The organism is Pseudoxanthomonas japonensis (genome assembly GCF_010093445.1).
In the GTDB taxonomy this organism is placed as follows: domain Bacteria; phylum Pseudomonadota; class Gammaproteobacteria; order Xanthomonadales; family Xanthomonadaceae; genus Pseudoxanthomonas_A; species Pseudoxanthomonas_A japonensis.
The window spans coordinates 1-22,496 of sequence record NZ_PDWW01000001.1; the positions used below are offsets into that span (position 1 = coordinate 1).

Here is a 22,496-nt window from a genome sequence, read left to right on the forward strand (position 1 = left end):
CCCGGACACCGCCCCCCATCCAGCCCCTGGCCTGAGCGTTCCGGCGCGCGCCGTTGCGCGCCCCGGTGCGTCAAGAACGTCACACAGGGGCCGATAGTGACACTGACGGTCCTTCGGGCCGGCTTCGGGGCCGGCGGAGAGGCCGCAGATCCGGTTCCCGGGGCGCGGCCCGTCTGGCACGAAGCCTGCTTCCCCTCCGGATCGGCGCCCGTCGGCTCGCCCTTCCCTCACGCAGGATCTAGGCCCAGGTGGATTCCACCCCCGCCCTTCCCGGCGATGCCCTGGCATTGCCGGCTCCGCCCCCCCGCCGCGCCGGCCTGTCGCCGCGCGCCTGGGCGGCGGCTGTCCTGCTGCTGGGCCTGGCATGCACCGCGGTCGTGGCCCAGCGCGAATGGCGCGACCTGCAGGAGCGTGCCGAAGAAGCCCATCGCGCACTGGCCGATGCCGGCACCTCCCAGTTGCGCGTGCCGCTGGAACAGGCAGCGTCGATGCTGCGCGCCATGCAGACCCTGTACCTGGCCAACGACCAGATGGACCAGGCGCGTTTCAGCCAGTACCACGCCAGCCTGCGCAGCCCGCTCGCACCCGGCGCCTACACCTCCGTGGCGTTCGCGCGCCGCATGCCGGCGGGCCAGCCGCTGGCCGACCACGTGTCGTACCGCTACGAATTCGTCGCCCCCTACCAGGCCAACACCTCGTTGATCGGCTTCGACATGGTGGGACAGAAAGCGAACCTGGCCGCGCTGCTGCGAGCCCGCGACACCGACACCGTGGTGATCTCCTCGCCGTTCGCGCTGCGGCAGACCACGCCGTCCGGCCAGAATCCGTTGGGCGTGACGCTTCGCTTGCCGGTGTATTCCGACGGCCCGACGCCGGCCACGCCGAACCAGCGCCGCGCGCGCGAGATCGGTGCACTGGCCATCGGCATCCGCCTGCAGCCGCTGGTCGAAACGGCGATGGCGGGCGCGGTGCTGGACGGCTTCCGGGTGCGCATCTACGACGCCACCGCCGACGCGCATCCGTTCTACGACTCCGCCACCGCGGCCGCGGCGGACCAGCCGGTGCAGGTCCGCCGACTGGATTTCGGCGGTCGCCAATGGCGCCTGGAGATGCAGCCGCGTCCGCAGCCGCTGGACGCCGGGCGCCTGCAGGCCATCGTGGCCGGCGGTGGCGTCATCAGCCTGTTGCTGGCGGCGCTGGCATGGTCGCTGACCACGACGCGGCGGCGCGCGATGGTGCTGGGCCAGCAGATGAGCCAACGCTACCGCGAGAGCGAACTGCGCTTCCGTGCGCTGAACGAACTGCTGCCTGCGCTGGTGCTGCTGGCCGACGCGCGCGACGGGCGCATCGTCTACGTCAACCAGGCCGCGCGCCTGCGCCTGGGCGACACCACCGGGCTGCCGCTGTCGGCCCTGTTTTCCGATCCGCAACTGCAGGCGCGCGCCCGCGACGCGTCCACCATCGGCAACGACTGGGGCAACCTGGAGGCAGTGCTGCTGAGCCCGGGTGGCGGCGCGTTCTGGGCGAATGCGTCCATCGCGCAGGTCGACATGGACGGCGCACCGCACCTGCTGATGGTGGCGACCGACATCTCCGAGCAGCGCGAACTGACCGAGCGGCTGAGTTACCAGGCCACCCATGATGCGTTGACCGAACTGTGCAACCGGCGCGAGTTCGAGCGACGCGTGGAAGAGGCGCTCGACGAACGCAAGGGCCGCACGATGTGCGATCCATGCGCGCTGCTCTACATCGACCTGGACCAGTTCAAGCTGATCAACGACGTCTCCGGCCACATGGCCGGCGACCAGTTGCTCGCGCAGCTCGCGCTGGCCATGCGCCAGCAGCTGCGCGGCGGCGACGTGCTCGCACGGCTGGGCGGCGACGAGTTCGGCCTGATGGCCTTCCACATGGACGCCGACGGCGCACGCGCGCTGGCCGAACGGCTGCGCGAGCGCATCGAGGCGCTGATGTTCGTCTGGCAGGACCGCACCTACACCGTCAGCGCCAGCATCGGCGTGGTGGTGGTCGACCAGCAGGAGCCGACACTGAAGGACCTGCTGGCGTGGGCCGATACCGCCTGCTACCTGGCCAAGGAAAACGGCCGCAACCGCGTGCACATGTACCGCGAGGACAACGAGACCACGCGCCGGCACGGCGAGATGGAATGGGCCAACCGCCTGCGCTGGGCGATGGAGCAGGACCGCCTGCTGCTGGATTACCAGGAGATCGTGCCGCTCGACGGCCGCGACACCGCCACCAGCATCGAACTGCTGCTGCGCCTGCGCGACGAGGAGGGCGGCATCGTGCTGCCGGGCGCCTTCCTGCCGGCCGCCGAACGCTACGGCCTGATGCCGGCGATCGACCGCTGGGTGATCCGCAATGCGCTCGCCCATTTCGCCGGGCTGCACCATTCGGGCATGCGCCTGGGCACCTGCGCGATCAACCTGTCCGGCGCCAGCATCGAGGACGAAGGCCTGGCCGATTTCATCCTCGCCCGCATCACCGAGTACGCGGTGCCGCCGCAGGCGCTGTGCTTCGAGATTACCGAGACGGTCGCCGTGCGCAACCTGCTGAAGGTGGTGAGCGTGATCGAACGCCTGCGCCGGGTGGGTTGCCGCATCGCGCTGGACGACTTCGGCGCCGGCATGTCCTCGTTCGGCTACCTGAAGAACCTGCCGGCGGACCTGATCAAGATCGACGGCAGCTTCATCCGCGACCTCGAAACCGACCCGATGAGCCGCACCATCGTCAGCGCCATCGCGCAGATCGGCCACCAGCGCGGCCTGAAGGTCGTCGCCGAGTGGGTCGCCAGCCCGAAGATCTGCGACGCGCTGCGCTCGCTCGGCGTGGACTACGGCCAGGGCTACGCCCTGCACCGCCCCGAACGCGTGCTGTTCCAGCGCGAGGAGCCACCGCCGCGCCGGCTGGCGGTGGTGCGCTGAGGCGGATTACTCCGCCGGCCGCTCGAGCGTGCGTGGCCGCACGTACTCCAGCAGGCTGACCAGCGTCTTACCCGGCTCTTCCCACGGGATCATGTGGGCGGAGTGCTCGAACCAGACGCCCTGCTTGTACGGGGCGCGCACCTGCGCCAGCCATGCGGCGGTGGGTTCGGACGGCGTGGTGTAGTCGTGCCGGCCCATGAACATCACCACCGGAATGGGGAAGTCCTTCACGCCGGTGAAGTCCACCTGCAGGAATTCGTCCAGCAGCCGGCCGAGCGTGAACACGCTGCCTGCGTCGATCGCGCAGCGCGCCGCATCGTCGTAGTCGGGCGACAAGCGCGGCCCCCGGAAGAAGTACATCGAGTCCGACCTGTAGGCACTCAATCCACCGTAGAACTGCGGCCACTTGCGTGCGATGACGATGCGCTCGCGCGTGATCGGCTGGTCGCCGGGATACGGCGCGATCGATTCCATCTCGCGCACCGCCTCGGCATTCCCCTTCCCGCGCGCGGTGCGCAGGCCGTAGTCGAAGCTCACCTGTTCGTTGGTGCGTACGTTGATCACCTGGCCGATGCCGACATAGGCGTGGAACAGGTCCGGCCGCTGCAGGGCGGCGTGCATCGCCACCACCGTGCCCCAGCTGTGCGCCATCAGCACCAGCTTGCGCTTGTGGTAGCGGGTGCGCAGGTGCTCGGCGAGCGCGATCGCGTCGTCCACGTAGCGCTGCACGTGCAGGGTATCGGCGACGGCATCCCGCGGGTTCAGCAGCAGCGTCTTCCCTGCACCGCGCTGGTCGTAGTTCACGACGGTGAAGTACTCCTCCAGCGGACGCTGGAACTGCCACAAGGTGGGGATGACCGGCGACGCCGGCCCGCCATGCACGAACAGCACCATCGGGTTGTCGCGGTCCTGCCCGCGGACGTTCACCCACTGGCGGATGCCGCCGATCTCGACGGCATAGTCTTCCTGTACGCCCGTCGGCGCGGTGATGCGTTGCAGGTCGGCGACGATCTCGCGCGCCGGCGCGTACGCGCGGCGGTCGGGGCACGTGTCCTGCGCATGGCCCGGGTGCGGCGCGCACGACAGCGCGAGCAGCAGCAACGGGGAGAAGGCGGTTTTCATCGGCACGGCTCCAGTGGCGGAGGACCAGTGTCGCCGCCACGACCGTCACGGGCGTGTGTCGATGGTCGCGCCGCGTGTGGCACCGGTCATGCCGTCGGTGCGGGTGGCGTGGGCGGAACGGCGCTCAGATGTGCGCCATCCATTGCCGCAGCAGGTCCTGCAGGCCGGCGGCCCGCGCTTCGACGTCCTCGCGGTCGACGAACGACCACGTCGCGCGATCCGCGCCCAGCCATGCCAGCTGCCGCTGCGGATCGGCGATGGCGCCATCCGGCAGCGCGCGCTTGCCCGCACCCAGGTGCAGCACCAGCAGCATGCGGTCGGCCCGGCGCAACTGCATCGTCGCGAAGTGGCGGCCCTCGACATGGAAGCTGGGCGCGTTCCACTTGATGGCCTCGCCGATGCGGGGATCGGCCGCCAGGATCACAGCGCGCAGGCGCCGCACGCGGGCCTGCTGCGCTGGTGGAAGCGCGGCGAGGAACGCATCGACATCGTCGGTCGGCGAACGCGGCATGTCCGGACGTCCTGCTCAGCGGCCACGCAGGCCTGCACCCAGCCGGCGGTACAGCGTGCTGCGGCTGATGCCCAGGCGGCGGGCCGCATGCGCGATGTTGCCGCCGCAGGCGTCCACGGCGGCGCGCATGCTCGACAGGGTGATCGCATCGAGATCGGCATCCGCCGGCGGAGCGGCGGCGGCTGCGGCGGTCGGCGGCAGCGACGTGCGCAGGTAGGCCGGCAGCGCGTCCACATCGATCTCGCTGCCGGGCTCGCTGAGCGCCGCGAGCGTGCGCAGGCTGGCGACCAGCTGGCGCAGGTTGCCCGGCCACGCGTAGCGCGACAGCGTGTCCTGCGCTGCCGTCGTCAGGCGGCGACCCTGCCCGATGCGCTGCCACAGCGTCTGCACGCGCGCCTCGCGGTCGGTGGCGTCGCGCAGCGGCGGCAGCGCGACGGTGTGGTGCGAGATGCGGTAGTACAGGTCCGCGCGGAAGCGACCCTCGGCGACCGCGTCTTCCAGGTGGCGATGGGTCGCGCAGACCAGGGCGAAATCCAGCTTCACCGGCTTGCCGCCACCCAGCGGCGACAGCTCGCGGTCCTGCAGCACGCGCAGCAGGCGCGGTTGCAGCGCCATCGGCATGTCGCCGATCTCGTCGAGGAACAGCACGCCGCCCTCGGCCTGGCGCAACAGGCCCGCGTTGCCGTCCTTGCGCGCACCGGTAAAGGCGCCGCTCTCGTAGCCGAACAGTTCCGCCTCGATCAGCCCTTCCGGCAACGCGGCGCAATTGACCGCCACGAACGGCCGCCCGGCACGCGCGCAACGCCGGTGCAGTTCGCGCGAGAACACCTCCTTGCCCGTGCCCGTTTCGCCCAGCACCAGCACCGGGATGCCCGCGTCCAGCACACGGCGCGCCCGCTCCAGCTCGGCCTGCTGGGCGTCGTCGAACAGCGGCGCATCGGCCTCCGCGCCCGCGACCGCCGGCGAGACCGTGATCGGCGACGCCGCGCGTGCGCGGCGGGTGCGCGTGGGTTCGTCCACGTGGCCGTACAGCACGCGACCGGTACGGTCGTGCACCGCGCCGTCGTCGCGCAGCCGCGAGACCGCGCCATCGAACAACGCCTCGTACGGGGCGCGTCCCAGGTCGCCGCGCTCCAGCCCGAACAGCGACAGTCCCACCCGGTTGGCGGCGACCAGCCGCCCGTTGCGGAAGGCGAGCAAGCCCTCGCGGGCGGTACCCAGCAGCGCGCGATTGCTGTGCACGCGCAGCAGGTCGGCATCGACGATGCCTTCGTCGAAGTAGCGATGCTCGATGTGGGCCACCGCCAGTTGCGCGAGTCCGAGCGCATGCACCTGCGCGACCGCGGCATCGCCGGAGATGTCCAGTACGCCGACCATGCGGCCGTAGGGGTCGAAGATCGGCGCGGCGGCGCAGTTGAGGATGCGGTGCGGCGCGGCGTAGTGCTCGGCACCGCGCACTTCCACCGCATGGCCATCCGCGATCGCCGTGCCGATGGCGTTGGTGCCCACGCGCGCTTCGCTCCAGCAGGCGCCCGGCATCAGCGCCACGCGCCCGGCCTTGTCGAGGAAGGCATCGCTCCCTTCGGCATCCAGGATCCAGCCATCGGCATCGGTGAGGATGGCGATGCTGCCGGTGCTGGTGGCGTCGGCGGCGAGCATTTCCACTTCGGCCCGCGCCAGCCGCCACAGGCGCTCGTGCTGCTCACGCATCGCGCGCAGGCTCGGCGCATCGATGGGCTCGATCGCCGGACGCGCGTTCGCGGCCAGGCCGAGGCCACGGCAGCGGCGCCACGACTGCAGGATGCCGCCGGGCACCTGGCCGACCGGCGAGCGGCCCGCTTCGAAGAACGCACGCCGCGCCTCGAGGAGGGTGTCGTTGCCCGGGGATGCCTGCGTACGTGCCATCGTCCTGTCCCGCCGGCGATGTGTCGCATTCTGCGACAGCCCGACCGCCCGCTGTTCCGATACACACCACAGGCTGCGACAGCCTGCAATCGCTTTCGATGTTGCGTTGCCGCAGACGCAGGTACGAATGCACGTCGCCACGGCGGCCGGCGACGTGACGCGCCGCAGCACGCAGATCTGGCACGCCGCCTGCGACTAGGGGACGCACCCGCACCGGGTCCACCTTCCCTTGGAGTCACGATGAACGCAGTCGCCTCGCCCCGCCCCCAGGCCGTCGATCCTTCCGCCCTCTTCAAGCCGCGCTACGGCAACTTCATCGGCGGGCAGTGGGTCGAGCCACGCTCGGGCCAGTATTTCGACAATCCCACACCGGTCACGGGCAAGGTGTTCACCCAGGTGCCGCGCTCCAATGCCGAGGACATCGAACTCGCCCTCGATGCCGCCCACGCCGCCAGGGACGCCTGGGGCAGGACCTCCACCACCGACCGCGCCAACGTGCTGCTGAAGATCGCCGACCGCATCGAGCAGAACCTGGAGCTGCTGGCCCACGCCGAGACCTGGGACAACGGCAAGCCGATCCGCGAGACGCTCAACGCGGACATCCCGCTGTGCGTGGACCACTTCCGCTACTTCGCCAGTGCCATCCGCACGCAGGAAGGCAGCATCGGCGAGATCGACGGCGACACCATCGCCTACCACTTCCACGAGCCGCTGGGCGTGGTCGGCCAGATCATCCCGTGGAATTTCCCGCTGCTGATGGCGTGCTGGAAGCTGGCGCCTGCGCTGGCCGCCGGCAATTGCGTGGTGATGAAGCCGGCCGAACAGACGCCGGCCTCCATCCTGGTGCTGATGGAGGTGATCGGCGACCTGCTGCCGCCGGGCGTGCTGAACGTGGTCAACGGCTTCGGCCTGGAGGCGGGCAAGCCGCTGGCGTCCAATCCGCGCATCGCCAAGATCGCCTTCACCGGCGAGACCACCACCGGCCGGCTGATCATGCAGTACGCCAGCCAGAACCTGATCCCGGTGACGCTGGAACTGGGCGGCAAGTCGCCGAACATCTTCTTCGCCGACGTCATGGCCGAGGACGACGACTTCCTCGACAAGGCGGTGGAGGGCTTCGTACTGTTCGCCTTCAACCAGGGCGAGGTCTGCACGTGTCCGTCCCGCGCGCTGGTGCAGGAATCGATCTACGACCGTTTCATGGACAAGGTGCTCGCCCGCGTCGCCGCGATCAGGCAGGGCAACCCGCTGGACCCGAACACGATGGTCGGCGCGCAGGCGTCCGGCGAACAGCTCGAGAAGATCCTGAGCTACATCGACATCGGCCGGCAGGAAGGCGCCGAGGTCCTGGCCGGCGGCGGGCAGGCCATGCTCGACGGCGACCTGGCCGGCGGCTTCTACGTGAAGCCCACCGTCTTCAAGGGCCACAACCGCATGCGCATCTTCCAGGAGGAGATTTTCGGGCCGGTGGTGTCGGTGACCACGTTCAAGGACGAAGCCGAGGCGCTGGCCATCGCCAACGACACGCTGTACGGCCTGGGCGCGGGGGTGTGGAGCCGCGACGCCTCGCGGCTGTACCGCATGGGCCGCGCGATCCAGGCCGGCCGCGTGTGGACCAACTGCTACCACGCCTATCCGGCACACGCGGCGTTCGGCGGCTACAAGCAGTCGGGCATCGGCCGCGAGAACCACAAGATGATGCTCGACCACTACCAGCAGACCAAGAACCTGCTGGTCAGCTATTCGCCCAAGGCGCTGGGCTTCTTCTGACACGGCATGCGCGGTGCCGTCCGACCGGCGGCATCGCGCCGTTCCCGTGGATTGATCGGAATCAACGTGCCTGCCGCGCTGCCGGCGTAGGTTGGGGCTTCACCAGCAATGACAGGAGTAGTGAATGGACAGCACCATGAAAGCCGCCGTCGTGCGGGCGTTCGGCAAGCCGCTGGTGATCGAGGAAGTCCCCGTGCCTCGGCCTGCGGCCGGCGACATCCTGGTGAAGATCGAGGCCTGTGGCGTCTGCCACACCGACCTGCATGCCGCCGAGGGCGACTGGCCGGTCAAGCCCAATCCTCCCTTCATTCCCGGCCATGAGGGCGTCGGCCACGTGGTCGCCGTGGGCGCGGGCGTGAGCCATGTGAAGGAGGGCGACCGCGTCGGCATCCCGTGGCTGTACTCCGCCTGCGGCTACTGCGAACACTGCCTCGGCGGCTGGGAAACGCTGTGCGAGACGCAGCAGAACACCGGCTACTCGGTCAACGGCGGTTTCGCCGAATACGCACTGGCCAATGCCGGCTATGTCGGCCACTTGCCGAAGAACATCGGCTTCGTCGAGGTGGCGCCGATCCTCTGCGCCGGCGTGACCGTCTACAAGGGCCTGAAGGTCACCGACACCCGGCCCGGCGACTGGGTGGTGATCTCGGGCATCGGCGGCCTCGGCCACATGGCCGTGCAGTACGCGAAGGCGATGGGCCTGAACGTGGCGGCCGTCGACGTCGACGACGCCAAGCTCGACCTGGCCCGCCGCCTGGGCGCGACCGTCGCCGTCAACGCGAAGACCACCGACCCGGTCGCCTACCTGAAGAAGGAGATCGGCGGCGCGCACGGCGCGCTCGTCACCGCGGTCTCGCCGAAGGCGTTCGAACAGGCCATCGGCATGGTGCGCCGTGGCGGCACGGTGTCGCTCAACGGCCTGCCGCCGGGCCAGTTCCCGCTGGACATCTTCGGCATGGTGCTCAACGGCATCACCGTGCGCGGCTCCATCGTCGGCACGCGGCTGGACCTGCAGGAGTCGCTCGACTTCGCCGCGATGGGCAAGGTCGCGGCCACGGTGGCGACCGACCGGCTGGAGAACATCAACGACGTGTTCGCCCGCATGCACGCCGGCGCGATCGAGGGCCGCGTCGTGCTGGATTTCGCCGCCTGAGCGCGGCCGGCGTCGCGCCCATGCATGCCGTGCCCCGCGCTTCCCCGCCACCGCAGGTGACGGCCACGCCGGCCGCGCTGGCGCTGCTCGCACGGCTGCAGGCACGCCATGGCCCGGTGCTGTTCCACCAGTCGGGCGGCTGCTGCGATGGTTCCTCGCCGATGTGCTATCCGGTGGGCGACTTCATCGTCGGCGACCGCGACGTGCGGCTGGGCGAGATCGGCGGTGCCGGTGTCTACATCAGCCCGTCGCAGTTCGAATACTGGAAGCACACCCAGCTGATCATCGACGTGGTGCCCGGGCGCGGCGGCATGTTCTCGCTGGAGAACGGCGAAGGCGTGCGCTTCCTGGTGCGCTCGCGGCTGTTCACCGACGAGGAGTTCGCGGCATTGGCGGAGGCGGGACGGGTCTGACCTCAGTCGGCGGCGGTCCGTTCCTCCGTTCGCGTGCGGGCCAGTCGCGCCTGCGCGTCGCGGGCGGGAAGCGGCATCACGCGCAGGCCGTGTGCACGGCACAGGTCGAAGGCCGAATACAGTGCGCGTCGACCGTTGGCGAAGACGACATGGAGGTCGTGCACGCAGTCCTCGCCCCGGATCTCGACGGTGGCGGCTTCGCCGCCGCCGGCCAGCCGCGTGCCGGCCAGGAGCTCGCGACGGTCGTCGGCACCGGCCGGCGCCGCGGACAGGGACACGATCGCATCGTGGGCACGGTTCACGACGTACAGATAGTGGCTGCGTTCGCCCGCCTGGACCGGGGCGAACGGAGCGGCGGCGACGAGCAGGGCAACGACGGACAGGCGATGCATGGCGTGATCTCCGGTGACGGGGGCGCCACCGGCGACGCGGGATTGCGTGCGGGGCAGGCGCATCCCGCGCTTCTCCGGACAGGGCGGCAACGGATCCGTGACGAATCGTCGTGCCACCGGGACGAATCGTAGTCCGTGACCTCCGCGCCTTCCCGCGATGCTGGCCCCGCCCTACGATGCGGACGCCGATCAGGAGGGCCGCATGAAAATCCGTCTGGGCAATACCGAGATCGGCCTGTTCCGTTACCTCGCCTTGTGGACGGCGGTCGCGCTGTTGTTCACCCTGCAGACGAAACTCAACAATGGCCTGCATCGGCCCAACTGGCCGCTGTGGGATCTGATCCGCTGGTCGCTGATCCAGTGGTACACGTGGGCAGCGCTGGCTCCCCTCGTGTTCCGCCTGGCCGAGCGCTACCCGGTGAGCAGCCCGCTGCGCCTGCGCGGACTGGGCAAGCAACTGGTGGCCAGCCTGTGCACGACGTTCGTCGCGATGATGATCGGCGCCCTGGTCTCCACGCTGTTCGAGCCCAGCGGCTTCTTCGAACAGCTCGGCTACTTCCTGGAGCAGCACTTCGCCATCGGCCTGCTGACCTACTGGCTGCTGTTCGCCATCCAGCAGGCCATCCAGTTCCACGCCGAGAAAGCGCGACGCGAACTGGAGGCCAGCCAGCTGGCGACCGAACTCGCGCAGTCGCGCCTGCAGGTCCTGAAGACGCAGTTGCAGCCGCACTTCCTGTTCAACACGCTGCATGCCATCGTCACCCTGCTGGACGAGGACAAGGTCTCCGCCGAAGACATGCTGCTGCGCCTGAGCGAACTGCTGCGCGCGTTCCTGGAGGACTACGACGGCCAGGAAATCCCGCTGCGGCGCGAACTGGAACTGCTCGAGCTCTACCTCGGCATCCAGCGGCACCGCTTCAAGGACCGCCTGACCACACGCATCCACGTCGCGCCCGACGTACTGGAGGCCGCCGTCCCCAGCCTGGTGCTGCAACCCATCGTGGAGAACGCCATCCGCTACGGCATCGGCCAGCACGTCGGCGACGACCGCGTCGAGATCGACTGCCGGCGCGAGGGCGGCGTGCTGTGCATCGACGTACGCAACTTCAACAGCACGCTGGACGAGGGCGGCCATGCGGGCGGGCATGGCATCGGCCTGTCGAACACCCGGATGCGCATGCGCGAACTCTATGGGGACGAGGCCAGCCTGCGGCTGGACCTGATCGTCCCGCGCGGCGTCGCCTGCCGGCTGCGGCTCCCGTTCCGCGAACTGGACGACGACCCGCTGCCGGAGCACGTGCCCGCATGAGCCTCACCGCGCTGGTGATCGACGAAGAACCGATCGCGCGCCATGCGGTGGTGCGGTTGCTGCGCGAGGATCCCGACATCGAGGTGGCCGGCGAATGCGGCGATGGCGTGTCCGCGGTGGCGGCGATCCGCGACCGGTCGCCCGACCTGGTGTTCCTCGACATCCAGATGCCGGCCATCACCGGCCTGGACGTGGTGGCGACGATCGGCGCGGCGCGCATGCCGGCGACCATCTTCGTCACCGCCTACGAGCAGTTCGCGGTGCGCGCGTTCGAGGCGAACGCGGTGGACTACCTGGTCAAGCCCTTCAGCCGCGAGCGCTTTGCGGAAACGCTGCGCCGGGCGAAGCAGCGGCTGCTCGGTGCACGCGGTGCGGACGCGGACACGACCGCGCGCATCATGCAGGCGCTGGCGTCGCTGCAGCAGCGCGACGCCTACCTGGAGCGGCTGCCCGTCCGCGAGAAAGAACGCGTGGTGCTGGTCGACGTGGACGACATCGTCTGGATCAAGGCCAGCGGCAACACGGTGCGACTGCACCTGGCCGACCGCGTGCATGAAGTGCGCGAGACGATGTCGGCACTGGCGGCGCGACTGGACCCGCGCCACTTCGCCCGCGTGCACCGCTCGGCGATCATCAACGTGCGCCGGGTGAAGGACATCCACCCGTGGTTCAACGGCTACCACGTGGTGACGATGGACACCGGCCAGCAGCTGCGCATGAGCCGCTACCAGCACGAAGCGTTCCTGAAACTGGCGACGCTGCGCCGCGAGGACTGACGCGGGCGTTATTCCGATTCCACGCCCGCCAGCGCGAGCACCCAGCCCGGCACCACCGGCTCGCCGGCGTAGAAGTCCTTCGGCTTCTTCTCGGCCATCGCCCAGCGGTGCAACCAGCTGGGGCCGTAGCGGCCGTTGTAGCCGTCCTCGCCACGCGCGTACGCGGGATCGCGCATCGCCTCGTCCAGTGTCACCACGCGGTAGCCGCGGCGCTGCACGCCGGCCACCAGGTCCGCATAGGCCACGGCGTTCAACTCGTTGGCGTGCAGCAGCCACACCTGCGGCAACGCATAGCCCAGCAGCGCCTGCGATTGCTGTTCGTAGTAGTCGACCTTGTTGAGCATGTAAGGGAGGTAGCCCCGGCGCAGCCGCTCCAGCGTGGCCGCACGTTCGGGCGTGTCGGGCTGGCCGTCGAGCACGTTGGCGTAGGCGAACGCCCATACCCATTCGCCGTTGTCGACGGTCACCGGCGCGATGCGGTAGCCGTGGTCACCGAGGAAGGCGGACAGCGTGGCGCGGTCCTCCGGCGTGCGGCCCGCACGCAGGTAGGGATGGCGGAACCAGCGCGGCGCCTGCCCGCGCTCCGCCAGCAGCGGTCGCAACACGCGCTCGCCATCGAGGATGTCCTGCTGGAAGGCCGGCAGCCCCACCGCATGCACGTCGAGATGGCCGTGGGTGTGGTTGCCCAGTTCGTAGCCGGCGTCGAGCCAGTCGCGCAGCATCGCCACGCGCGCCGGCTGCACCTGCCCGTCGACCTCCAGCTTGCCCTCGTTGACGAAGCCCACCACCGGCACGCCCACCTGCTTCAGCTGCGCCATCAGCTGTGCATGGCGCGCGGCCAGTTCCGCCGGTGGCGTCCTGTCCATCCGTTGCCACGGCAGGTCGTCGATGGTGATGGCGATGCGGCGGTCAGGCTCGGCGGCATGCGCCGCCAGGGCAGCCAGCGACAACACGATGACTCGCAGGAGAAAGCGCATGCGCGATCCGGTTGGGTGAGGGAGGAGCGAGCTTACCTGTCGCCGCCGTCGCGCCACCACCCCGCCGCAGGGAACCGCTCATGCATCGTGATGCGCCTGCAGCCACCGTGCGATCGCAGGCGCCAGCGCGGGATGGTCGGGCACGCGCAGGCCGAAGCCCTCCCGCAGTTCCGTGATCACCGCATCGACATCCGCCAGTCGCCTCCGCTCGCTGGCGTGGCCGGTGCGGTGCAAGGCGACGCTGCCGTTGCCCAGTGTCCTGCGCCAGCCGGGACCGGTGCGCGCCACGCGCAGCTCGTCGAGGAAGGGCGAATCCGGATGCGTGCTGACATACCAGTTGCCGACGACATGGTCGATCTCGGCCTGCTGCTGCAGGTCGAACACGTACAGCGCGCGCCAGTCGCCGGCCACCTGCGCCTGCAGCAGGTACTGCTCGCCTTGCCGCGTGATGCGATACGGCTCGTGCGGGGTGGTCTGTGCGTCTTCGCGGTCCAGCTGCAACGGCGCGGTCGGGACCATGCCACCGAAGCCGACATCGACGGTGTAGCGCACGCCGTCGAGGGTCACCAGCGACAGCAGGTGGGTGCGCGCCGTGACGGTACCTTCGGCCTCGCCCATCACTACGCGGCCGGTGATGCCGCGCGCGTCGAACCCCAGCGCCAGCAGCAGCGCCAGGAAGGCGCGGTTGAGCTCGTAGCAGTAACCGCCACGTCCCTCGTGCAGCAGCTTGTGCTCGATGTCGTGCAGGTCCATCGACACCGGCAAGCGCATCAGCGTCGACAAGGTTTCGAACGGGAACGCGGCCGTGTGCCGTCGCTGCAGCTCGCGAAGTGCGTCCAGCGTGGGCGGTGGCGGCCGGTCGTAATCCAGTCGTTGCAGGTATCGGCTGATATCGGTCAGGGAGGGTGACATGGCGACTCCTGGCATGGCAGGCCGCCACGATGCCCCCTCAACCGCGATTGAGGTCAAGCCTGCGGCGCGCCAGACCTTTCCGATACCTTCATTCCGCGTGATGACGCCGTGTCCTGCCGATACGGCATGATGCGTAAGAAGGACCACGGACCCCCAAGGATCATCTGATGCGTGCATGGCTGTTGCTGCCCCTCCTGCTGCTGTCTTCCTTCGCCGCGCGTGCGGCCGACGCCTGTCCGCAGCTGTCGCAACAGACGCCGACGGACGTCGCCACGCGCATCGCTGCGGTCGCCTGCCGCGAGCACCTGATGTGGTATCGCCCCTTCATCGACCGGAACGGTCGGCTGGCGAACGCACCGGTGATGGAAGCCGAGGCGTCGCTGCTGTCGATCGGCGACGACCGCGCCTGGCAGCGCGTCGCGCGCTACTGGCGCGACAGCGGCCTGCTCGCTGCCATCGGCCACCGTCGCGGCGCGACCGACTGCCTGTATGCCTCGGCGACCGGGCCGCAGGCCGAGGCCTGTCGCGGTTTCGTGGTGGACACGCCGTGGTCGGCCGCCTTCATCTCGTGGGTGATGCGCGAAGCGCGCGTGCCGGGCTTCCGCGGCTCCAGCCGCCACTTCACCTACGTGCAGGCCGCGTTCCAGAACCCGTCGACGAATGCCTTCGACGTCATCGACGTGGCGCACGCCAAACCGGTGGTCGGCGACCTGATCTGCTACGTGCGCCAGTCCGGCCGGCTGTTCGGTCACGAGGGGCTGGTGCCGTTGCTGCGCAGTGGCAGCTCGCTCGACATGCATTGCGACATCGTGGTGGCGGTCAATCCGGGCAACGACGCCACCGCGTACGCGATCGGCGGCAACGTGCAGCAGGCCGTCACCATGCGGATGCTGCCGCTCAACCGCAACGGCGAGTTCTGGGGCGGGCTGCCGCTGCGCATCGGCGACGGCACGCTGTGCGCGCCCGACAACGAGGCGGCCTGCAACATGAACCGCCAGGACTGGGCGGCGATCCTGCGACTGAAGTCGCCGGAGCAGCTGGCGAAGCTGCCGGGCTACCTGCCACCCGCGCAGGAGGCTCCCGGCAACGAGGGGCCGGAGAAGGCGGAGTGCTGCATTCACTGCGTCGTCGGATCCGGTGTGCCAAGGTGCCCCGCCGACGCCGCCACGCCCGCCGGTACCGCCCCGACGTCCGACACGGAATAGACCCCATGATCCTGCGCCACCGCACTTCCCTGCTCGCCGGCCTGGCCGCGGCCTCGATGACGCTGCTGGGCGCCTGTGCGACGACACCTGCCGCGCCCGCCAGCGCCACGCTCGCCGCGGGGCAGCAGGCCACCGTCGACGGCACCATCGTCAGCGTCGACACCACGCCGTGGACCTACGACGGCAGCGCCATCATCAGGATCGCCGCGGCCAACGGCCAGGTCGACGTGCACCTGCCCGCCCGCTGGAACCTGTGCAAGGCACCGCCGCCGGACGATGTGCAATCGCTGAAGGCCGGCGACCGCGTGCAGGCGACCGGCACGGTCACCGACGACGGTGCGCTGGTCGTCTGCGAAGGCACGCAACACGGGCTGCGCAGGACGCCTTAGCCCGCCGGCTCACTCCGCTTTCATCCAGCGCCCGCTGCCCTGCGACACGACTTCGAAGCGGGCCCACGCACGGAACGCCTCCACGCTGCAGGCACCGGATTGCGCCGCCTGGTCGCCGGCGATCACGTGGTAGTGCAGGCGGTCGGGTGCGGCGTCCGCCGGACGTTCCTCCTGCGTCAGCACGCGCCGCACGCTCCACAGCTTGCCCAGCTTGCCGTTGCTGTAGGCGCGGCCGGCGATGATGTCCTGCGGGTGGGTGATGTTCTTCTCGGCGTGCTGCTTGGCGAGTTCCAAGAGCTCGGTGAGGTTCTCGGTGGTGATGTCGACGTAGGAGTTGAGCTGCTCCATCGCCGCGGAGAAGTCTTCCTGCGTCAGTTCGAACTGGCGCGCGGCCGGGCGCGTGGCGGGAATGGGTTGGCGGCGCTTGTGCAGGTGCGCGGGGTAGCGACGCCACGGGAACAGGGCGTTGAAAACGATGGCCATGGACAGGATGGCGATGACGTTGATCAGTACCGGCATCAGCAGGTAGCCGTAGCCGAGTTCGTGCACCTGCGAACCGCCGATCACCGCCGCCAGCGCGGTGGCGCCGCCGGGTGGGTGGATGCAGCGCAGGTAGTACATGCCCAGCACCGCCAGCCCGACCGCGAGGGCGGCGGTCCAGGCGTGGTCGGCGAACAGCTTCTGGCAGCTCACGCCGATGAAGGCGGACAGCAGGTGACCGCCGATCACGGCCCACGGCTGCGACAGCGCGCCTTGCGGCACGGCGAACAGCAGCACGGCGGACGCGCCCATCGAGGTGACCATCAGCGCGCCGCCGACCGCGCCGGCCGCGTGTTCGGGGAACGTCCAGCGGGTCAGCCAGTACACCGACACGATGCCGAGCAACGCACCGATGCCGGAGATCCACTTCTCGCCGTGGCGGGTGGTGTTGCGCTCGATGCCCAGCAGCAGGCGCAACTCGGTCAGGCGGGACGGCGGGCTCATGGGCGTTCGAACGAGGGGGCGGCGACGCAGTCTATGCGAAGGACGGCGCCTGCCGACCGCACCCGATCGAGGAACCGCTTTTCGGTTGGGAACGTGCTGACCTACACTCGGCCCAGGGGTATCAAGGCTGTCATCGCGCACAAGGGGACACTGCTCATGATTCTTACGCTTCCCGATCTGATCACGCCGGACGAGCTCGCCACCATCAAGCAGATGCTCGCAACGGCGCAGTTCTCCGATGGCAAGGCCACTGCGGGCGAACTGCTGCACAAGGCCAAGAACAACCTGCAGATCCCCGCGAACCATCCGGTGATGAAAGGCATCACCAACCTGGTGATGGAAGCGCTGGGCCGCAATGATCCGTTCATGAGCGTGGCCCAGCCCCGGCGGCTGGCGGCAATGCTGGTCAGTCGCTACGAGCCGGGAATGGCGTATGGCGCGCACGTCGACTCCGCGGTGATGGGTGCGCCGAACCATGTGCGTAGCGATGTGTCCTTCACGATATTCCTGAATGAGCCGGACACGTACAAGGGCGGTGAGCTCGCCTTCGAGATTGGCGGCACCGAGGCAGTATTCAAGCCGGCGGCACGCTCGGCCATCTGCTATCCCACCGGGCAGCTCCATTGGGTCAAGACGGTCGAGGAAGGCGAACGGCTGGCGATCGTGGGCTGGGTACAGAGCCTGGTGCGCGATCCCGCGGTCCGCGAGCTGTTGCATGATCTGTCGACTGCGCGCGAGCTGCTGGTCGGGAAGGAAGGTGCCGAACGCTCGCTCGAACTCGTCAACAAGTGCTATTCCAATCTGCTACGCCGGAACGCGGAACCCTGACACCCCCGCGACACCGCGCATGCCGCTGCACGCGGTTGTTGCGGGTGAGCCCTCGGGAAGCCTCACGCGCGCTCGCTGAGCAATCCGATCCGACGGAACCACATCTCCAGCGGCACGGTCACCAGCGGCGGCACGGCGGCGATCACGGCCAGTAGCGTGGCCCACCATGGCCAGCGCAGGCGCAGCGCGGCCAGCACGGTGACGACGACGTAGAACAGGAACGCGCCGCCATGCAGCGGCCCGAAGATCTTGACGCCCAGCTCGTTGGCCACCGGCCCGTACTTGAGGAACATGCCGATCAGCAGACCGGCCCAGGTGAAGCCTTCGATGAAAGCGGCGACAGCGAACAGGCGCCCGGCGGGCGCGAGGGGGCGGGACATGCAGAACTCCAGTGAGGGATGCCGGATGCGATGGCGGCTGCGGCGCTCGCTGGCGTTGGGATTCTAGCGGGCCACTGCCAACAATGAGCGCTGTCTTGGAAGCCGCTCCAACGCGAATTCGACTCAGATAATGCTACTAAGCCTTCTTCTTGCCCGAATAGATCGCTAGGTCTTCCGCCGAAATACTGGACGCGGGCACCAACTCGTAGTGCTCCTCCGACACAACCCTGATATCCCCATCTTGCTCAGTCAGCTCGAACATAGCGATCTTGTTGTTCGTCATGAACTGGGCCGAGACCGGGCGGCAGCGCAATGCCGGGAATTTTTGTCTGCAGCAGGCGATATCCTGCTCGGTCTGCTGCCTTCCGTGCTTGTCCTTCCCCCCCTTTGCTTGTACGGGGACGACATACTGGCTTCCGCTTCGGTCGATCCCGACGTACAGCTCATCGATCTCAATTTGCCCGATCCCTTGCACCGTAGTTCGAAGGTGGTTCTGCAATGAAGATGCCGTAATGCCCAAGAAGATATCGACGAGTCTGTTATAGCGAACTTTCGCCAGCAACGCCTGCTCGTCTCCTAGCGCGTGAGCCCCGATGATCTCGGGCGTCGCATCCGGAATCTTGACCACCAACTGGTGCTCTCTTGGCGAGATGTTCAATGGCTTGACGAGCCTGAACTCGTACTTCGCGACTCCTGCACCCGCAATTATCCACTCATAGCCTTCCGGCGCAGTATCCGTAATGGATGTCGGGAGTGAGGCTCTGTACTTGAACGAATAGATGGTGTCGCCCTGATTTTTCGGGAGCTCTATTCCTTTTTCCGTCGCGATCTCAGCAAACTCTTTTCGCTCGAAGCCAAACCGCTGATTTCCCTTTTTATAGTGCCGCCGGAAAACCTCCGAAATGATCTCGGAGTATCGATTCGGCGCTTTCTCCTTCTTAACTTTCGATTCTTTCGCCTTGACCACTATCCACCCCAATCGTCCAAAGCCTCTTGCAGCTTCTCGGCCAACTTTTCCGGCCGTTTTAGTTCGCATTCCCAAACTATCACAACCTTCCAGCCGAGAGCCGTTATTGCCCTACGCTTCCGGGCATCGCGCCTGCGGTTCGCTTCAATCTTCTCGGCCCAGTACACGGTGCGCGACTTCGGCATCTTGTCTCGTTTGCATACATGACCATGCCAGAAGCATCCATGCACAAAAATGACGGCTCCTCGACCAGGAAGAACGATATCAGGCGTCCCTGGCAAGTCTCTCCGATGCAGCCGGAACCGGTACCCCATCCCATGCAACATTGATCTAACTTCAACTTCTGGCTTTGTGTTCGTACCCCTGATTCTGGACATAAGCCAGCTTCTGCGATCCGGACTCAGTCTATCCACGCCCCTGCAGCCTCCCAGTCGCAAGATTTGAGAGAAGTCGCGACAATGATACCTGGCGCCCCAGGATGGGGCAGGAGGCCCAAATGGACGACCTTTTCCGATCGACTTCACGACGCTCTCGCCCTATACTTCCGCACATGACCAGACCCATCGGAATAGACCTTTTTGCCGGCGCTGGCGGACTCAGCCTTGGCTTCGAACAAGCTGGCTTCGATGTTGTTGCAGCAGTAGAGATCGATCCCGTTCACGCGGCGGTCCACGAATTCAACTTCCCCCACTGTGCGGTGATCCCTCGCTCTGTCACTGACCTGACTGGCAACATGATCCGAAAGGCGGCCGGTATTGGCGAGAAGAAAGTGGATGTCGTGTTCGGCGGCGCCCCATGCCAGGGTTTCTCGTTGATCGGACATCGTGCAATCGATGACCCGCGTAACTCGCTGGTCAAGGATTTCGTGCGCATCGTTCGCGAACTAGAGTCCGAGTATTTCGTGTTCGAGAACGTGAAGGGCTTGACGGTTGGCAAGCATCGCAAGTTCCTCGATGAGCTGATCCAAGAATTCTCCGCTGCTGGTTACGATGTTGTCGAAGACTGGAAGGTTCTCAACGCCTGCGAGTACGGCGTGCCGCAGGACAGGCAGCGGCTATTCCTTCTTGGTGCAAAGAAGGGGCGCAAGCTGCCCTCCTACCCTGCGCCTACTACGTCGAAGCCTGGCCGGACCGAAGCCGGCCGACCCAGTGCACCGACGTGCGCGGACGCCTTGAAGGATTTGCCCGATGCCGAGCGCTTCAAGCGGCTCAACGTCAGTGACGAAGTCGAAGTGAAGAAATGGGGAACGACTAGCGCTTACGGCAAACTCATGCGCTGCGAAGTATCCGAAGGGTGGGCGTTCGGCTATCAGCGCAAGTGGAATCCCAACTTGCTGACTTCGAGCATGCGCTCGGAGCATACGGATATCTCTCGAGCTCGGTTCGCTGCTACAGAGCCAGGTGAAGTCGAGCCTGTGTCCAGGTTTTTTCGACTCCCGTCCGACGGCGTTTCCAACACGTTGCGAGCTGGAACTGACGCAGCACGCGGGGCATTCACTAGTCCGCGACCAATTCATTACAAGTGGAATCGCTGCGTCACAGTGCGCGAAATGGCGCGCCTGCACGGGTTTCCGGATTGGTTCAGATTCAATGAAACCAAGTGGCATGGCGCTCGCCAGATCGGCAATTCGGTGCCCCCGCCACTTGCCCGCGCTGTCGCATCCGAAGTGTTGCGTGCGCTAGGCGCAAAACCGAAGAAGCCTACTCAGAGGGTTGATTTGGGAGCCGACGCGCTTCTTCGAATGGGAATGAGCCAGGCAGCCTCCTACTGGGGTATCGCGAACCCCATTTCACAGCGAGATAGAAAGAGCGGCATCAAGAAGCGCAAGCAAAGCGATATCGATCCAACCCAAACTTCGATGCGCCTATGAAGAAAGAGGCGACCGAAGGGCCGCCTCTTCTTTCAGCATTACCGGCTAACGCCAACCCCTCTCTAGCCTGCATCACCCTTGCAACTCTAGGAAAACGCGAACACGCTCGAGCTCCGCGTCAAGCGCAGCACGAAACGTCGCATCTCTCGGCGCACGCCCATCGATATACCCAAACGTCGACCGCAACTCCCCATCGACCACACTGAGATTCGCCCAACCGATCACCCGGTCACCCCACAGCACCGGTAGCGCGTAGTAGCCCAGCTTCCGCTTCGGTGCCGGCGTGTACGCCTCGAAGCGGTACTTCCATCCCCAGAAGATCTCGAACCGGCGCCGGTCCCACACCACCGGATCGAACGGCGTCAGCAAACGCACCTGGTCGTCCGGCTTCCAGCGCCGCGAGCGCGGATCCTCGTCCGCCGGCCAGTACCAGTCCACCCCGTCGACCCGCGCCGTGCCCAAGCGCTGGCGCGCACGCTTCAGCGCCGCCGCGCGCAGGCCCGTCCACTGCGGCACACCGCTGCGCAGATAGCCCAGCAACTGCCCCAGGCTGGCCGCCGGCAACGGCGCGTACGTGTTGACGATGATGTCGAGCAGCGCATCCAGCCGCGCCTCCGCATCGGACACCGCGACCGGCGTCGCTTCGCCGATGCGTCGCGCATAGACCCGCGTGCCGCCCTCGCGACGCGCCACCCGCAACAGCCCGCGGTAGTGCATGCCGTCCAGCAACTGCGTGCTCGCGTTCGACGAACCACCGAACCAGTTGGTCGTCTTGCCATGCCCGAAATGCGCATCCACCTCGCGCGGATGCGCCGTGCCACGCTCACTGACGAAATCGAGCACCGCGCGCGCCTGCTTCCAGCGCGCGGGCGTCCACGCCTCGCGGGCCGTGCGCGGATGCATCAGCTGATGATGCTCGCGCGGGAGAAAGCCGTAGTTGACGAAGAAGTCTTCTTCCAGCGGCAGGCGGGGATATCGCCGCTCCAGGTCGCCGGCGCGATAGCCGGCGACGCGGTGGCGCAGCGTCAGGTCCTGCGCGCGTGCCGGCGCCCGGATCGGGTCCGCCTGCAAGAAGCCCAGCCGCTGGATCGCCCGCGGCAAGGTGGTCGGTTTGAACAGACTGCGGGCGACGGCATAGCGACGCAGGTGGTCGAGGGTGAGTGTCATGCGGCGCAGCCCATCACCGCATCGTTCCTCGCCACGCACTCACGCCGCTACGTCGACGTACTCCACCTGGCTCGAGGGCACCGGTATCGCCAGCCCGTCTTCGCGCATCCCCGCGAGGTGCAAGGCGATGGCATCGTGCATCAACGCTTCCACCTCGGCCTTGGTTGAGCCCGTGGCCACACAGCCGGGCAGGTCCGGGACATAGGCAGAATAGTTGCCGCCTACTTGCTCGATGACGATGGCGTAGCGCATGGAAGTCACCTCTTTATCCCTGCCTGTTTCATGATGCTGCCCAGCGTGCCGGGCGCTACATCATCACCCGGCTTGCCGGCGACTGTCACCCGGCCGGGAAGCGTCGGGTGCTTGAACTGTCGATGGCTGCCTGTCTGGCCGACCTGTTGCCAGCCTGCGTCCTTGAGCTGCTGCAAGACATCGCGAATTTTCGGTGGCACGTTCGCATTCCTTGCGAAGGGATTTCATCGTCCTTGCCCGCATCGCATTTCACTGCCCCCTCTCCCGCGTGC

General features: G+C 67.6%; 23 protein-coding genes. 10 read left to right on the top strand and 13 right to left on the bottom strand.

Translation table 11 applies throughout. From position 1 onward, the window contains the following. Positions 1 to 248 precede the first annotated feature (248 nt). Positions 249 to 2,942, top strand: a complete 2,694-nt coding sequence (locus CSC78_RS00005) for a bifunctional diguanylate cyclase/phosphodiesterase (RefSeq protein ID WP_238391110.1) — start codon at positions 249 to 251, stop codon at positions 2,940 to 2,942. Positions 2,943 to 2,948: 6 nt separating this feature from the next. Here CSC78_RS00005 and CSC78_RS00010 read toward each other — a convergent pair whose 3' ends face one another. The 3 genes from CSC78_RS00010 to CSC78_RS00020 form a co-directional block, all read right to left on the bottom strand. Further along, positions 2,949 to 4,064 carry an alpha/beta hydrolase gene (locus CSC78_RS00010; protein WP_162335856.1) on the bottom strand — a complete coding sequence of 372 codons (1,116 nt, stop codon included), beginning with the start codon at positions 4,062 to 4,064 and terminating at the stop codon, positions 2,949 to 2,951. A gap of 124 nt (positions 4,065 to 4,188) precedes the next feature. After that, positions 4,189 to 4,575, bottom strand: coding sequence for a DUF1801 domain-containing protein (locus CSC78_RS00015; RefSeq protein WP_162335857.1), 387 nt, complete (start codon positions 4,573 to 4,575; stop codon positions 4,189 to 4,191). Positions 4,576 to 4,590: 15 nt separating this feature from the next. Continuing rightward, positions 4,591 to 6,480 carry a sigma-54-dependent Fis family transcriptional regulator gene (locus CSC78_RS00020; RefSeq protein ID WP_162335858.1) on the bottom strand — a complete coding sequence of 630 codons (1,890 nt, stop codon included), beginning with the start codon at positions 6,478 to 6,480 and terminating at the stop codon, positions 4,591 to 4,593. A gap of 240 nt (positions 6,481 to 6,720) precedes the next feature. Between CSC78_RS00020 and adh the strand changes: the two genes are divergently transcribed. From adh to CSC78_RS00035, 3 genes are all read left to right on the top strand, one after another. Continuing rightward, on the top strand, positions 6,721 to 8,250 hold the full coding sequence (adh, locus tag CSC78_RS00025) for an aldehyde dehydrogenase (protein ID WP_162335859.1): 1,530 nt from the start codon (positions 6,721 to 6,723) through the stop codon (positions 8,248 to 8,250). A gap of 124 nt (positions 8,251 to 8,374) precedes the next feature. Beyond that, the gene (gene adhP / locus CSC78_RS00030; RefSeq protein WP_162335860.1) at positions 8,375 to 9,403 is read left to right on the top strand and encodes an alcohol dehydrogenase AdhP; all 1,029 of its coding nucleotides are present in this window, start codon (positions 8,375 to 8,377) and stop codon (positions 9,401 to 9,403) included. A 20-nt stretch (positions 9,404 to 9,423) separates the two neighbouring features. Next, complete coding sequence (locus tag CSC78_RS00035; protein WP_162335861.1) at positions 9,424 to 9,816, top strand: DUF779 domain-containing protein; 393 nt, start codon at positions 9,424 to 9,426, stop codon at positions 9,814 to 9,816. A gap of 2 nt (positions 9,817 to 9,818) precedes the next feature. Here CSC78_RS00035 and CSC78_RS00040 read toward each other — a convergent pair whose 3' ends face one another. After that, complete coding sequence (locus CSC78_RS00040) at positions 9,819 to 10,271, bottom strand: hypothetical protein (protein WP_162335862.1); 453 nt, start codon at positions 10,269 to 10,271, stop codon at positions 9,819 to 9,821. A gap of 139 nt (positions 10,272 to 10,410) precedes the next feature. On the opposite strand from CSC78_RS00040, the gene CSC78_RS00045 reads away from it, so the two are divergent. Then, the gene (locus tag CSC78_RS00045; RefSeq protein ID WP_162335863.1) at positions 10,411 to 11,517 is read left to right on the top strand and encodes a sensor histidine kinase; all 1,107 of its coding nucleotides are present in this window, start codon (positions 10,411 to 10,413) and stop codon (positions 11,515 to 11,517) included. Further along, positions 11,514 to 12,293, top strand: a complete 780-nt coding sequence (locus tag CSC78_RS00050) for a LytR/AlgR family response regulator transcription factor (RefSeq protein ID WP_162335864.1) — start codon at positions 11,514 to 11,516, stop codon at positions 12,291 to 12,293. Before CSC78_RS00045 ends, CSC78_RS00050 begins: the two co-directional genes overlap by 4 nt. A gap of 8 nt (positions 12,294 to 12,301) precedes the next feature. On the opposite strand, the gene CSC78_RS00055 is transcribed toward CSC78_RS00050, so the two are convergent. After that, the gene (locus CSC78_RS00055; RefSeq protein WP_162335865.1) at positions 12,302 to 13,270 is read right to left on the bottom strand and encodes a polysaccharide deacetylase family protein; all 969 of its coding nucleotides are present in this window, start codon (positions 13,268 to 13,270) and stop codon (positions 12,302 to 12,304) included. A gap of 78 nt (positions 13,271 to 13,348) precedes the next feature. After that, complete coding sequence (locus CSC78_RS00060; RefSeq protein ID WP_162335866.1) at positions 13,349 to 14,182, bottom strand: arylamine N-acetyltransferase family protein; 834 nt, start codon at positions 14,180 to 14,182, stop codon at positions 13,349 to 13,351. 167 nt (positions 14,183 to 14,349) lie between these two features. On the opposite strand from CSC78_RS00060, the gene CSC78_RS00065 reads away from it, so the two are divergent. Together CSC78_RS00065 and CSC78_RS00070 are read left to right on the top strand one after the other, a co-directional pair. Then, on the top strand, positions 14,350 to 15,387 hold the full coding sequence (locus CSC78_RS00065) for a DUF2272 domain-containing protein (RefSeq protein WP_162335867.1): 1,038 nt from the start codon (positions 14,350 to 14,352) through the stop codon (positions 15,385 to 15,387). 5 nt (positions 15,388 to 15,392) lie between these two features. Continuing rightward, positions 15,393 to 15,776, top strand: coding sequence for a hypothetical protein (locus tag CSC78_RS00070; RefSeq protein WP_162335868.1), 384 nt, complete (start codon positions 15,393 to 15,395; stop codon positions 15,774 to 15,776). A 9-nt stretch (positions 15,777 to 15,785) separates the two neighbouring features. On the opposite strand, the gene CSC78_RS00075 is transcribed toward CSC78_RS00070, so the two are convergent. Next, on the bottom strand, positions 15,786 to 16,760 hold the full coding sequence (locus CSC78_RS00075) for an HPP family protein (RefSeq protein WP_162335869.1): 975 nt from the start codon (positions 16,758 to 16,760) through the stop codon (positions 15,786 to 15,788). 93 nt (positions 16,761 to 16,853) lie between these two features. Here CSC78_RS00075 and CSC78_RS00080 point away from each other — a divergent pair, with 93 nt between their 5' ends. Next, on the top strand, positions 16,854 to 17,588 hold the full coding sequence (locus CSC78_RS00080) for a Fe2+-dependent dioxygenase (RefSeq protein ID WP_162335870.1): 735 nt from the start codon (positions 16,854 to 16,856) through the stop codon (positions 17,586 to 17,588). A 62-nt stretch (positions 17,589 to 17,650) separates the two neighbouring features. Here the strand turns inward: CSC78_RS00080 and CSC78_RS00085 are convergent, their stop codons facing one another. The 3 genes from CSC78_RS00085 to CSC78_RS00095 form a co-directional block, all read right to left on the bottom strand. Further along, positions 17,651 to 17,968 (bottom strand): DUF3817 domain-containing protein, encoded by a 318-nt coding sequence (locus tag CSC78_RS00085; protein ID WP_162335871.1) that lies wholly within the window; start codon positions 17,966 to 17,968, stop codon positions 17,651 to 17,653. A 136-nt stretch (positions 17,969 to 18,104) separates the two neighbouring features. After that, positions 18,105 to 18,935, bottom strand: coding sequence for an endonuclease (locus tag CSC78_RS00090; RefSeq protein ID WP_162335872.1), 831 nt, complete (start codon positions 18,933 to 18,935; stop codon positions 18,105 to 18,107). Then, positions 18,935 to 19,459: a very short patch repair endonuclease gene (locus CSC78_RS00095; protein ID WP_338015119.1), complete on the bottom strand. Its 525-nt coding sequence runs from the start codon at positions 19,457 to 19,459 to the stop codon at positions 18,935 to 18,937. The genes CSC78_RS00090 and CSC78_RS00095 overlap by 1 nt, the downstream gene beginning before the upstream one ends. Here CSC78_RS00095 and CSC78_RS00100 point away from each other — a divergent pair. Further along, positions 19,432 to 20,805: a DNA cytosine methyltransferase gene (locus CSC78_RS00100; RefSeq protein ID WP_238391112.1), complete on the top strand. Its 1,374-nt coding sequence runs from the start codon at positions 19,432 to 19,434 to the stop codon at positions 20,803 to 20,805. The two genes, CSC78_RS00095 and CSC78_RS00100, sit on opposite strands and share 28 nt — an antisense overlap. A 72-nt stretch (positions 20,806 to 20,877) precedes the next feature. Here the strand turns inward: CSC78_RS00100 and CSC78_RS00105 are convergent, their stop codons facing one another. The 3 genes from CSC78_RS00105 to CSC78_RS00115 are packed head-to-tail and all read right to left on the bottom strand — an operon-like array spanning position 20,878 to position 22,424. Further along, positions 20,878 to 21,972 (bottom strand): DNA glycosylase AlkZ-like family protein, encoded by a 1,095-nt coding sequence (locus tag CSC78_RS00105; protein WP_162335874.1) that lies wholly within the window; start codon positions 21,970 to 21,972, stop codon positions 20,878 to 20,880. Positions 21,973 to 22,011: 39 nt separating this feature from the next. After that, positions 22,012 to 22,224 carry a type II toxin-antitoxin system HicB family antitoxin gene (locus CSC78_RS00110; RefSeq protein WP_162335875.1) on the bottom strand — a complete coding sequence of 71 codons (213 nt, stop codon included), beginning with the start codon at positions 22,222 to 22,224 and terminating at the stop codon, positions 22,012 to 22,014. Between the two features lie 5 nt (positions 22,225 to 22,229). After that, positions 22,230 to 22,424, bottom strand: coding sequence for a type II toxin-antitoxin system HicA family toxin (locus CSC78_RS00115; RefSeq protein WP_162335876.1), 195 nt, complete (start codon positions 22,422 to 22,424; stop codon positions 22,230 to 22,232). Between the last annotated feature and the right edge of the window lie 72 nt (positions 22,425 to 22,496).